This window comes from Streptomyces sp. NPDC030799 (genome assembly GCF_055572255.1).
This window is the reverse complement of record NZ_JBVIDS010000008.1, coordinates 164,646-176,987: the sequence shown is the minus strand read 5'-3', so window position 1 is coordinate 176,987 and position 12,342 is coordinate 164,646. Positions and strand designations below refer to the sequence as shown.

Genomic DNA, 12,342 nt, shown 5'->3' with positions numbered 1-12,342 from the left:
CGCCCTCTCCCCCCCCCCCTCCCCCTCCCCCCCCCCCCCCCCCCCCCCCCCCCCCCCCCCCCCCCCCCCCCCCCCCCCCCCCCCCCCCCCCCCCCCCCCCCGGCCCCTGTCCCGCGTACGGACCACGTCCTTTTACGATCAGGTGCACCACGAGCCCTCCTCAGGAGTCCACTCAATGAAGACGATCGACGAACTTCTCGCCGCCGGCGTGAGCGGCAAGCGGGTCTTCGTCCGCGCCGACCTCAATGTGCCGCTGGCGAGCGGCACCATCACCGACGACGGCCGTATCCGTGCCGTCCTGCCCACCGTCAAGGCGCTCGCGGACGCGGGCGCCAAGGTGGTCGTCGCCTCGCACCTGGGCCGCCCCAAGGGCGCCCCGGACCCCGCTTTCTCCCTCGCCCCGGCCGCCTCCCGCCTGGGTGAACTCCTCGGCTCCGCCGTGGCCTTCGCCACCGACACCGTCGGCCGGTCCGCCCAGGACACGGTCGCGGGTCTCGTCGACGGCCAGGTCGCCGTCCTGGAGAACCTGCGCTTCAACGCCGGTGAGACCAGCAAGGACGACGCCGAGCGCGGTGCGTTCGCCGACCAGCTGGCCGCTCTCGCCGACGTCTACGTCGGTGACGGCTTCGGCGCGGTCCACCGCAAGCACGCCTCGGTCTACGACCTGGCGAAGAAGCTGCCGCACTACGCCGGCCACCTCATCGCCACCGAGGTCGGTGTCCTCAAGCAGCTCACCGAGGACGTCAAGCGCCCCTACGTGGTCGCGCTCGGCGGCGCCAAGGTCTCCGACAAGCTCGCCGTCATCGACCAGCTGCTCGGCAAGGCCGACCGGCTGCTCATCGGCGGCGGCATGGCCTACACCTTCCTCAAGGCCAAGGGCCACGAGGTCGGCATCTCCCTCCTGCAGGAGGACCAGCTCCCGGCCGTCACCGAGTACATGCAGCGCGCCGAGAAGCAGGGCGTAGAGCTGGTGCTCCCCGTCGACGTCGTGGTCTCCCGGACCTTCCCGGACCTGAAGACCAAGGCCCCGACCGAGCACGCCGTGGTCGACGCGGACCGGATCCCCGCCGACCAGGAGGGCCTGGACATCGGCCCGAAGACCCGAGAGCTGTACGCCTCGAAGCTCGCCGACGCCGAGACCGTGTTCTGGAACGGTCCCATGGGCGTCTTCGAGCACCCCGACTATGCCGAGGGCACCAAGGCGGTCGCCCAGGCCCTCGTCGACTCGAACGGCTTCAGCGTCGTCGGCGGCGGTGACTCCGCCGCGGCCGTGCGTACGCTCGGCTTCGACGAGAACGCATTCGGCCACATCTCGACCGGTGGCGGCGCCTCCCTCGAATACCTCGAGGGCAAGACGCTCCCCGGCCTCGCCGCACTGGAGGACTGACCTCGCATGACGACTCGCACGCCGATCATGGCGGGCAACTGGAAGATGAACCTCAACCACCTCGAGGCCATCGCACACGTCCAGAAGCTCGCCTTCGCCCTGGCCGACAAGGACTACGAGGCCGTCGAGGTCGCCGTCCTGCCGCCCTTCACCGACCTGCGCTCCGTGCAGACGCTGGTCGACGGCGACAAGCTCAAGATCAAGTACGGCGCCCAGGACATCTCGCAGCACGACTCCGGTGCCTACACCGGTGAGATCTCCGGCCCGATGCTGGCCAAGCTCAAGTGCACGTTCGTGGTCATCGGCCACTCCGAGCGCCGCCAGTACCACAACGAGACCGACGAGCTGGTCAACGCCAAGGTGAAGGCCGCCTACAAGCACGGCCTCACCCCCATCCTGTGCGTCGGCGAGGAGCTGGACGTCCGCGAGGCGGGCAACCATGTCACCCACACGCTCGCCCAGGTCGAAGGCGGCCTGAAGGACCTCCCGGCCGAGCAGGCCGAGACCGTCGTGATCGCCTACGAGCCCGTCTGGGCCATCGGCACCGGCAAGGTCTGCGGCGCCGAGGACGCCCAGGAGGTCTGCGCCGCCATCCGCGCCAAGATCGCCGAGCTGTACTCCCAGGACGTGGCCGACAAGGTCCGCATCCAGTACGGCGGCTCCGTGAAGTCGGGCAACGTCGCCGAGATCATGGCCCAGGCCGACATCGACGGCGCCCTGGTCGGCGGTGCCTCGCTGGACGCCGACGAGTTCGTCAAGATCGTGCGCTTCCGCGATCAGTGACACGAGCTGTGAGTAGGCGGTAGCGGCGATACGTCGTACCCTTGCGGGGGCACGGCCGAAATGCTGTGCCCCCGTCGTCCATCCGAATCCGAGGAAGTTGGTCCAGCCGTGGTTTTGGGGTTCTCGATCGCCCTGATCGTCTTCAGCCTGCTGCTGATGCTGCTGGTGCTGATGCACAAGGGGAAGGGCGGCGGCCTCTCCGACATGTTCGGTGGCGGCATGCAGTCCTCCGTCGGCGGCTCCTCGGTCGCCGAGCGCAACCTCGACCGGATCACCATCGTGATCGGTCTGCTGTGGTTCGCGTCCATCATTGTCCTCGGCATCCTGATGAAGACGAACAGCTGAAGACGACAGGCTGAAGACGGAGAGCTGACAGCCGCGCAGCACCCACATCACGCATATTCGGTACGTAAGGCCCCATGTTCGGTACGCGCTCCTGAGCGCGGCCTATCATGGGGCTTGCGTCTATGAGCGGGGACCTTGTAACTCCAATCACTGGACGCGCGTTGGGCCTTACGTAGACTGAGGCGCTCGCGGCGAAGCGGAACGCCGACTCGCTTCGCGGCACCATCACGCAGGGAGTTACGACCGTGGCAAGTGGCAACGCGATCCGGGGAAGCCGGGTCGGGGCGGGGCCGATGGGCGAGGCCGAGCGCGGCGAGTCCGCGCCGCGTCTGCGCATCTCCTTCTGGTGCTCCAACGGGCACGAGACGCAGCCGAGCTTCGCCAGCGACGCGCAGGTTCCCGACACCTGGGACTGCCCGCGCTGCGGCTTCCCGGCCGGCCAGGACCGGGACAACCCCCCGGACCCGCCGCGCACCGAGCCGTACAAGACGCACCTCGCGTACGTACGGGAGCGGCGCAGCGACGCGGACGGCGAGGCGATCCTCGCCGAGGCGCTCGCCAAACTGCGGGGCGAGATCTAGCACTTGACACCGGCCGGGCGCCTTGAGGTGCCTGGCCGGAGCCGTCTTCGCCCGCTCGCGGCCGGCCCGTTGTCAGTGGCACCCTCTACGGTTTTTCGTGAAGGCGAAACCGCGAGGGGGAGTTGTGACGTCGGTCGGGACCGGGGAGAGGCATGCGCCCGCGTGGCGCGGAGGATTCGGGCGGCTGTGGAGCGCCGCCGTGCTGTCCAGCTTCGGCGACGCGCTGCGTACGGCCGCGCTGCCGCTGCTCGCCGCCTCGCTGACCGACCGGCCCCTGCTCATCGCCTCCGTGACCGCCTGTGGCTACCTGCCCTGGATCGTCTTCGGGCTGCTCGGCGGAGCCGTCGCCGACCGGGTGGACCAGCGGCGCGCGATGTGGACCGTGGACGCCGTACGCGGTCTGCTCATGGGTTCCTTCGCGGTGGCCGTCGCCTCGGGCCACGCCTCGATCGCGCTGCTCATCGCCCTGGCCTTCACCCTGACCACGCTCCAGACGCTGTTCGACAACGCCTCCACGGCCCTGTTGCCGGCCCTGGTGGACCGGCGGTCGCTCGGCAGTGCCAACGCCCGGCTGATGACGGGACAGAGGATCGCCGGTGGTCTGCTGGGCGCGCCGGTCGTGCCGGTGCTGATCGCCGTCGGGGCGGCCGTCCCCTTCGCGGCCGACGCCATCACGTTCCTCGTGGCCGCCGCGCTGGTCGCCTCCCTGCGGACACACGCATCCGAGCGCGCGCGGAGACAGGCGGGCAGCACCCTGCGCCGGGAGATCGCCGAAGGGCTGCGCACCCTGGGGCGCGACCGGGCGCTGCGCGGGCTCTGTGCCGCCACGGCCCTGTGCAACGTCGGCATGGGTGCACTGATGGCCACTCTGGTGGTGCTCGTGACCGGCTGGCTGGACGCGGGCACGACCGGGTACGCGGCGGCGGCCACCGCGTACACCGTGGGCGCTCTGACCGGCGGCGTGCTGAACCGGTGGACCACGGCGGCGCTCGGCGCCCTGCGGACCGTCCTGCTCGCCGGCACCGCGCAGACCGCCGCGCTCGTCGTGATGGGCACCGTGCGCAGCCTGGCCGCCACGGTGGCCGCGCTCGCCGTCTTCGGCTGCATGGGCATGCTGTGGAACGTCAACACGACGACGCTGATGCAGCAGCGAGCCCCCGCCGACATGCTCGGCCGGGTCGGCTCCGCCTTCCGTACGCTCGCCGTCGCCGGGGCCCCGCTGGGTGCCCTGCTCGGCGGCGCCGTGGCCACGGCCTGGGGGCGGAACACCCCGGCCCTGCTCACGGCTTTCTTCTTCGTCCTGTCCGTCACCGCGCTGATACCGGCCGGCAAGCCGGACGTACCTGTTGTTGCGCCCGACGACGGCGTCACGACGGCTCGCGCCGCGCGGTGATCAATTAGGTTGGAACAGCTGGGACAGGCACGAAAGAAGGCGGAAGTCGGAAATGAACGCAGACGGTCGTACCAGGCTCAACCAGACGCCCGAATGGACCGCTCTCGCCAAGCACCGGGAGGAGCTGGCCGACACCCATCTGCGGGAGCTGTTCGCCGCCGATCCCGGGCGCGGCGCGGGGTACACGCTCCAGGCCGGTGATCTGTACCTCGACTACTCGAAGCACCTCGTCACCGACGAGACGCTGCGGCTGCTGCGTGAGCTGGCCGCCGCCACGGACGTGTTCGGCCTCCGGGACGCCATGTTCCGCGGTGAGAAGATCAACGTCACCGAGAACCGCGCGGTACTGCACACCGCGCTGCGCGCCGCGCGCGACGCGGTGATCGAGGTCGACGGGCAGAACGTGGTGCCGGCCGTGCACGCCGTGCTCGACAAGATGAGCGACTTCGCCGACCGCGTCCGCTCCGGCAGCTGGACCGGCCACACCGGCAAGCGCATCAAGAACGTGATCAACGTCGGCATCGGCGGCTCCGACCTCGGCCCCGCGATGGCGTACGAGGTGCTGCGCAGCTTCACCGACCGCGAGCTGACGGTCCGCTTCGTCTCGAACGTGGACGGCGCAGACCTGCACGAGGCCACCCGTGACCTGGATGCGGCCGAGACGCTGTTCATCATCGCCTCCAAGACCTTCACCACCATCGAGACGATCACCAACGCCACCTCCGCCCGTACCTGGCTGCTGGACGCGCTCGGTGACGACAGCGCGGTGGCCAAGCACTTCGTCGCCCTGTCCACGAACGCCGAGAAGGTCGCCGAGTTCGGCATCGACCCGGACAACATGTTCGAGTTCTGGGACTGGGTCGGCGGCCGGTACTCGTACGACTCGGCGATCGGCCTCTCCCTGATGATCGCCATCGGGCCCGACCGGTTCCGGGAGATGCTGGACGGGTTCCGGCTGATGGACGACCACTTCCGCACCGCGCCCGCCGAGGCCAACGCGCCGCTGCTGCTGGGGCTGCTGGGCATCTGGTACGGCAACTTCCACGACGCCCAGTCGCACGCGGTGCTGCCGTACAGCCACTACCTGTCGAAGTTCACCGCCTACCTCCAGCAGCTGGACATGGAGTCCAACGGCAAGTACGTGGCGCGGGACGGCAAGCAGGTCGACTGGCAGACCGGGCCGGTCGTCTGGGGCACCCCGGGCACCAACGGCCAGCACGCCTACTACCAGTTGATCCACCAGGGCACCAAGCTGATCCCGGCGGACTTCATCGGCTTCGCCGAGCCGGTGGCCGAGCTGAGCGGTGAACTGAAGGCCCAGCACGACCTGTTGATGGCCAACTTCTTCGCCCAGACCCAGGCGCTCGCCTTCGGCAAGAGTGCCGAGGAGGTCCGCGCGGAGGGCGTCCCGGAGGAACTGGTCCCGCACAAGACCTTCCAGGGCAACCGGCCGACGACGACCATCCTGGCGAAGGAGCTCACCCCGTCCGTCCTCGGCCAGCTGATCGCGCTCTACGAGCACAAGGTGTTCGTGCAGGGCGCGGTGTGGAACATCGACTCCTTCGACCAGTGGGGCGTGGAGCTGGGCAAGGTCCTCGCCAAGCGGGTCGAGCCGGCCCTCACGGAGGGAGCCGAGGTGCCGGGCCTCGACGCCTCGACCAAGGCATTGGTCGCCAAGTACCGCGAGCTGCGCGGCCGGAGCTGATCGGTTCATGCGGATCGGCTCATGATGACCGGCTCGTGCTGATCGGCCCCGTGCCGGCCGGCCGGGCCGTCGCGGCGACCCTTTCGTGCGGTCTCTTTGCGCATCCCCTAAGGTTCGAGTGATCTTCAGGGGAGGAAGGCGCATGGTGCACAGAGGGTTCGCCGCGGCGGTCGCGGCGGCCGTCATCGGGGTGTCGGTGGTCGGCTGCGGCAGCGGACACCAGCCGGCGGAGTCCAAGGACGGCGGGCCCACGGCCGACGGAAAGGCCAAGGGCACGGCCACGAGCCCGGCCCGGCCGCACTACTCCGGGCTGTCGGAGGTGCCCGAGCGGCTGGGGAAGGACGGGACGACCATCACGGTCGGGGACCCGGCCGCCCCGGTGGCCGTGCACCTGTACGAGGACCCGCGGTGCCCCGTGTGCAAGGAGTTCGAGACCACCGGCGGCGCCCCGCAGCTGCGCGCGGCGACCGTCCGGCGGGAGACGAAGACCCAGTACACCCTCGCCTCCTTCCTGGACGACCGGCTCACCGGCGCCGGCTCCGAAAAGGCGGTCAACGCCCTGCGGGCCGCGCTGGACAAGGGCAGGTTCGCCGAATACCACGACGTGCTCTACGCCCACCAGCCCGCCGAGAGCGTCGACGGCTTCACCGACGCGTATCTGCTGAAGCTGGCCGGGCGGGTCCCCGGACTGCGCGGGCCGGACTTCGACTCGGCCGTGAAGACCATGAAGTACCGCTCGTTCGTGACCCGGTCGGAGAGGGCGTACGAGAAGGCGGGCGGAGCGCAGGACCCCAAGGGCCCCGGCACCCCCACCGCCGACATCAACGACGTACGCGTCCCCGCCGAGTACAACGGCGTGCTGTTCGACGGTGACGTCTTCTCCGGTCTGCTCGCGAAGGTCCGGGCCCACCCCGAGCAGTGGCAGAAGCCGACTGCCTGATTCCCTGCCCTCCGACGTCCGTCAGGCCACCGCGCTCAGCGTGTCCGCGAGCCGTCCGCGTGCCGCGCGGGCCGCGGGCAGTGCGGCGAGCGCCGCCGCCCCGAGCACGGCTGCCGCGCCCACGGCGAGCAGCAGCGCCGGCGAGGGGGACTGGGCGATACCGGCACCGATACCGCTGGAGCTGCCCTGGGCGTCGATCAGCCGGCGGGCCAGCGGCAGTCCCAGCGCCGTGGCGGCGAGCGCCGCGGCCAGGGCCGTACAGCTCGTCGCCGTGACGGTGATCGCCGTGATCTGCCGCGGGGACATGCCGATCGCCTTCAGCGCCAGCACATCCCGCTCGCTCTCGCGGACACTGCCGCCGATGGCGGTGAGCAGCTCGACCAGCCCGATCAGAGCCAGTACGGCGATCAGCCCGGCGACGACGGCGCGCAGCGGGGACAGCCCGTCGGCGGGGTTGTCCACGGGGTGCACGTCCAGGTGGCCCAGGCCGGCCGCGGACAGCGCGGTGGCCACGCGCTGCGGGTCGGCGCCGGGGCGCAGCCGCAGCTCGTAGAAGGCGGGGGACAGGCCCGGGTCGTTCTCGCGGAGCGTGTCCAGGGAGGTGGTGACGACCCGGCCGGCGTTCTGCGTTTCGATGCTGCGGCCCACGATGTGCAGGATCTGCGGCCGGTCTCCCACCGTCATGCGCACCCAGTCACCGACCCGCGCGTGCAGCAGGTCCAGCAGGCCCTGGCCGGCCACCGCCTCATCCTGTCCCCGTGCGGTTCGGCCCTCGGCGAGGGCGTAGGGGTAGGGCGCGGCACGGGTGCCGACGCCGCGCAGCGCGATGGTGCCGGTCTGGCCGGGGACCAGCGCGGCGACCTCGACCCCGGGATAGGCGCCGGTGACCCGGTGATCGGCGGTGAGCAGGGACCGTACGGCGGACGCGTCCAGGGCGCCGTCGGAGCGGACCGTGAGGGCCGTCGGCATGCCCACGCGCTCCGGGCTGCCGTGGAAGCGGTCGATCGTGGTCCAGGCGCCGAGCGCCACCACGATCAGCAGCAGCGGCAGCGTCAGCCGGGCCACGGTGGCCAGCGACCGGCCGCGTCCCGCGCACGCCTTGTGGCAGCCGAGGACCAGCGCGGCCGGCAGCCCCAGCCCGAGCGCGCGCCGGGCCGCCCCGGTCAGCCCGCCGCCGGCCGGCGCGACCGGGCGCGGCACCGGAACCGGCGGCACCCGCCCGGCCCGCCAGGCCGCGAGCCCCGTGGTCAGGCCGATGAACAGCACCGCGCCGACGGGCACCACGAACAGCGCCACGGTGTGCCCCGGCAGTCCCTGCCACACGCCCACGGCGTCGCCGAGCCGGCCGGGGATCCGGCTGCCCAGGGCCTCGGTGAGTGCCGCGGCGGCCACCGAGCCGAGCAGCGCGTACGCCAGGTGCTGCAGCAGGAAGACCCGGACGACCTGGCCGGGTGTGAAACCGATCGCCTTCAGCACCGAGAGGTCCCGCAGGTGCCCCCGGATGCGGGTGGCGATCGCCCCGTGCACGGCCAGCCCCGCGGCGACCAGTGCGCCCAGGCCGAACAGGCCGAGCACCTGGCCGAGCAGCCGGTTGTCGCCCTGGGCCGCGGCGCGCGCCTGCTGCCAGGTGGACACCTCGCCGACCGCGCCCGCGCCCAGCACCGTGACGGCGCGCTGCACCGCGTAGTCCGTGTCGCCCGGGTCGGCCAGGCGCAGCCCGATCACCTGGCCGCCGGGGGCGCGCACGGCGGACGGCAGCGCCCAGACCAGCCCCGGCTGCTCGCCCGGGTTGTAGTGCGGCTCGGCGCTGTCCGCGATGCCCTCGACGGTCAGGGTGCGGGCGGTACCCGGCAGCGTGAGGGTGTCACCCGGTTCGGCCAGCAGGGCCCGTGCCAGGCTGCTCTGCAGCACCACGCCGTCCGGTTCGGCCGGATCCAGCCAGTGCCCGGCGGTGAGCAGCGGCCGGCCGACGGAGGGCCGCTGGAAGACGCCGCGCAGTTCCACGGAGGCGCGGCTGCCGCGCACGGCGACGGTGGCGGACTCGGTGCGGTAGGGGCCGGCGACGGACTCGACGCCGCCCAGTCGGGCGAGCTTGCCGGTGTCCGCGGAGGCGACCGTGTGGATCCATACGTGTGCCCCGCGGGCCTGTGCGAAGATCCGCTGCCAGGGGTTGGTCGCGTAGCCGAACAGGGCGGTGGCCAGCAGCAGCGAGGCGACGATTCCGGCGGTGGCCAGCACGAGGAAGAGCGCCTCGCCTCGATGCGTGCGCAGATCGGAGTGCGCCCAGCGCCGGCCGGCTGCGCCGCTGAACGTCCCGCGGTGGGCCGTCGGTCGTGTGCGGCGCCGTGGTGGCTGGCCGGGCTCGTCCGGCGGCAGCCGCACATCGGACACAGTCCCGCCCCCCTTCGGGGCGCTGTCCGGACCGCGTACCACCATCAGTCCCTCAGCTCCAGCACGCCCGAGATCCCCGACTTCCGGGACGGGGGTGCGCCGTCCAGGCGCGCGTCGTCGGCTATGCGGCCGTCGAAGAAGCTGATGACGCGGTCGGCGGCGCTCGCCAGCCGGGCGTCATGGGTGACCAGCACGATGCTCTGCCCGCGCCCGTGGAAGCGGGACAAAAGCCGCATCACCTCACGTGTGCCCTTGCTGTCCAGGCTTCCGGCGGGCTCGTCGGCCAGCAGCAGTGGCGGATGGTTGACCAGGGCCCGGGCGAGCGCGACCCGCTGCTGTTCGCCGCCGGACAGCTCGCCCGGCATGCTGCGCTCCTTGCCCGCGAGCCCCAGCTCGGCCAGCAGCTCCTCGCGTTCGGCGCGCGCCTTCTTCGGCGGGACGCCGGCCAGCAGCGCGGGCAGCTCGACGTTGTCGGCCACCGACAGGTTCGACACCAGGTTGAAGAACTGGAACACGATCCCGATCGCCTTGCGGCGCTCGACCGCCCAGCGGGCCTCGCTGAAGGAGTCCGTGCACCGGCCGTCGAGCCAGATGCTGCCCTCGTCGGGCCGCTGCAGCCCGCCGAGCAGATGCAGCAGCGTGGACTTCCCGGCGCCGGACGGGCCGGTGATCGCGACGAACTCGCCGCGGGCCACGGACAGATCGACCCCGCGTACGGCATGTGCGGGCGCGCCCTCGCCGTGGTGGGTCTTCACCAGGCCCTCGGCGCGCAGCACCGCAGCAGCGTGCTCGCTCATTCCAGTTCCTCCTGGCACCGCTCCAGCCAGTCGAGGTCGGCCTGCAGATGCAGCATCGCGCCCTCGATGAGCAGGTGGGCGATTCGGTTGTCCCGGCTCTCGGCCGCGGCCAGTTTCGACAGGTTGCGCATGGTGGTGAGGTACTGGCGCCGCTGCTTGTTGATGAGGGCTATCTGGTCGGCGAGACCGGTCTGCGGGGCGAGGGCGAGCTTCATGAAGAACTCGTCCCGCACCCGCGGCTCGTCCTCGGTCTCCTCGAACCAGGCGTGCAGCGCCTCGCGCCCGGCGTCGGTGAGGTGGTAGACCTTCTTGTTGGGCCGGCTGGACTGCTCGACGTCCTCGCCCTCGATCAGTCCCGTCTTCTCCAGGCGGCCGAGGGTGACGTAGATCTGGCCGACGTTCGGCTGAGGGTACGCGGAGCCCAGCAGTTGCTCAAGGTCCTGCTTCAGCTCGTAGCCGTGAGCCGGGCCACGGGCGAGGAGTGCCAGGAGGGGCAGGCGCACTCGTGCTGTCCTCCTGTCTGCTCACAATGTGCTCCAGGCCCTAGTATCGCCCATACCTAACAGGTATACATGGCCTCTGACTCCCGGGCGAGGGTGCCCGGAGCCGTGTGTACGTGTTCAGGGAGGAACCTATGCGGTGGATCCACGCCGCCGGTAGGGGCCTCCTCGTTCTCGCCGTGATCATGGCCGGGTACGTCGCCTCCGGCGCACAGGCCGACGAGGTCGCGGGCGAGGGCCGCGGCCCGCTCACCCTGGCCACCGCCGGCGACCTCACCGGCTATCTCGGCCCGCTGCTCCAGGGCTGGAACCGCACCCATCCCGGCGAGAGGGTCACCCTGGTCGAGCTGCCGGACTCCGCCGACGAGACCCATGCGCAGATGACCACCGACCTGCGCGGCGGCGACCGGGGCCGCTTCGACGTCCTGAACATCGACGTCAACTGGACCTCGGAGTTCGCGGCTGCCGGCTGGATCCGCCCACTGCCGCGCGACCGCTTCCCGCTGAAGAGCTTCCTGCCCCCGGTCGTGGACACGGCCACCTATGACGGACGACTGTACGCGGTCCCGTACGTCACGAATGCCGGACTCCTCCTGTATCGCAAGGACGTGCTCGCCAAGGAGGGTGTGCCCCCGCCGCGCACCTGGGCCGAGCTGGAGCACGACGCCAAGACGATTGCGCCGAAGTACGGACTCGGCGGCTACGCGGGCCAGTTCCTGCCCTATGAGGGGCTCACCGTGAACGCGGCCGAGGCCGTCTACTCGGCGGGCGGCACGATCCTCGGCGACGAGGGCACCCGGGTCACCGTCGACTCGGCCGCCGCGCGCGAGGGCATCGGCTTCCTCGCCCGCGGCATCCGCGAGGGCTGGATACCGAGGGCGGCACTGACGTACAAGGAAGAGGAGTCCAAACAGGCCTTCCAGGACGGCAGGCTGCTCTTCCTGCGGAACTGGCCCTATGCGTACGCCGTCGCCTCCGCCAAGGGCTCCAAGGTCGCCGGGAAGATCGGCGCCGTACCGATCCCCGGCCCCGACGGGCCGGGGACGAGTGTGCTCGGCGGCTCGAACCTCGCCGTCAACTCCCATACGCCGCACCCAGATTCGGCCGCGCGTCTGATCGCCTACCTCACCAGTGCGCCCGTTCAGCGCCAGGTGCTCAGCCGGGGTGCGCTGCCACCCGTGCGGGCCGCGCTCTACCAGGACCCCGCACTGGTCCGGCGGTTCCCCTATCTGCCGACCCTGCGCACCGCCGTGCTGACCGCCGCCCCGCGCCCCAAGAGCGCGCGCTACGACCAGGTCAGCCTGGTGGTCCAGGCGGTCGTGCAGGACGCCCTGACGGGGCACGAGACGCCTGCGGCGGCGGTGCGCCGACTGGCGCGGGAGCTGGCGGCCGTCTCCGGCCGCTAGTTACTTGTTAAGTAACGCCAACGTCTCATCTGCCGTCCGAGTGTACAGATAAGTCCGGATTTGCCGCTCCGACTTGGCAGTAACCAACGTTCTTTTCATTGACACCTTCGCGAT

General features: G+C 71.3%; 11 protein-coding genes. 8 read left to right on the top strand and 3 right to left on the bottom strand.

Annotation, left to right across the window (positions count from 1 at the left end; translation table 11 throughout):
• Positions 1–175: 175 nt before the first annotated feature.
• From ACZ41I_RS21470 to ACZ41I_RS21440, 7 genes are all read left to right on the top strand, one after another.
• Positions 176–1,387: a phosphoglycerate kinase gene (locus tag ACZ41I_RS21470; protein WP_468514811.1), complete on the top strand. Its 1,212-nt coding sequence runs from the start codon at positions 176–178 to the stop codon at positions 1,385–1,387.
• A 6-nt stretch (positions 1,388–1,393) separates the two neighbouring features.
• Positions 1,394–2,170 carry a triose-phosphate isomerase gene (gene tpiA, locus ACZ41I_RS21465; RefSeq protein WP_363213681.1) on the top strand — a complete coding sequence of 259 codons (777 nt, stop codon included), beginning with the start codon at positions 1,394–1,396 and terminating at the stop codon, positions 2,168–2,170.
• A 114-nt stretch (positions 2,171–2,284) separates the two neighbouring features.
• On the top strand, positions 2,285–2,515 hold the full coding sequence (gene secG / locus ACZ41I_RS21460) for a preprotein translocase subunit SecG (RefSeq protein ID WP_202515434.1): 231 nt from the start codon (positions 2,285–2,287) through the stop codon (positions 2,513–2,515).
• A 245-nt stretch (positions 2,516–2,760) separates the two neighbouring features.
• Positions 2,761–3,096 carry an RNA polymerase-binding protein RbpA gene (locus ACZ41I_RS21455; protein WP_003957010.1) on the top strand — a complete coding sequence of 112 codons (336 nt, stop codon included), beginning with the start codon at positions 2,761–2,763 and terminating at the stop codon, positions 3,094–3,096.
• Between the two features lie 124 nt (positions 3,097–3,220).
• Positions 3,221–4,489 (top strand): MFS transporter, encoded by a 1,269-nt coding sequence (locus ACZ41I_RS21450; protein WP_468514810.1) that lies wholly within the window; start codon positions 3,221–3,223, stop codon positions 4,487–4,489.
• Between the two features lie 52 nt (positions 4,490–4,541).
• Positions 4,542–6,194, top strand: a complete 1,653-nt coding sequence (pgi, locus tag ACZ41I_RS21445; protein WP_468514809.1) for a glucose-6-phosphate isomerase — start codon at positions 4,542–4,544, stop codon at positions 6,192–6,194.
• A 142-nt stretch (positions 6,195–6,336) separates the two neighbouring features.
• Positions 6,337–7,134, top strand: a complete 798-nt coding sequence (locus ACZ41I_RS21440; RefSeq protein ID WP_468514808.1) for a DsbA family protein — start codon at positions 6,337–6,339, stop codon at positions 7,132–7,134.
• A gap of 21 nt (positions 7,135–7,155) precedes the next feature.
• Here the strand turns inward: ACZ41I_RS21440 and ACZ41I_RS21435 are convergent, their stop codons facing one another.
• The 3 genes from ACZ41I_RS21435 to ACZ41I_RS21425 form a co-directional block, all read right to left on the bottom strand.
• Complete coding sequence (locus ACZ41I_RS21435) at positions 7,156–9,405, bottom strand: ABC transporter permease (RefSeq protein ID WP_468514903.1); 2,250 nt, start codon at positions 9,403–9,405, stop codon at positions 7,156–7,158.
• A 164-nt stretch (positions 9,406–9,569) separates the two neighbouring features.
• A complete protein-coding gene (locus ACZ41I_RS21430; protein ID WP_363220494.1) occupies positions 9,570–10,322 on the bottom strand; it encodes an ABC transporter ATP-binding protein in 753 nt (250 codons plus the stop codon).
• Positions 10,319–10,825: a PadR family transcriptional regulator gene (locus tag ACZ41I_RS21425; protein ID WP_363220493.1), complete on the bottom strand. Its 507-nt coding sequence runs from the start codon at positions 10,823–10,825 to the stop codon at positions 10,319–10,321. The genes ACZ41I_RS21430 and ACZ41I_RS21425 overlap by 4 nt, the downstream gene beginning before the upstream one ends.
• Before the next feature lie 131 nt (positions 10,826–10,956).
• Between ACZ41I_RS21425 and ACZ41I_RS21420 the strand changes: the two genes are divergently transcribed.
• Positions 10,957–12,228: an ABC transporter substrate-binding protein gene (locus ACZ41I_RS21420; protein WP_399770223.1), complete on the top strand. Its 1,272-nt coding sequence runs from the start codon at positions 10,957–10,959 to the stop codon at positions 12,226–12,228.
• The last annotated feature ends 114 nt before the right edge of the window (positions 12,229–12,342 follow it).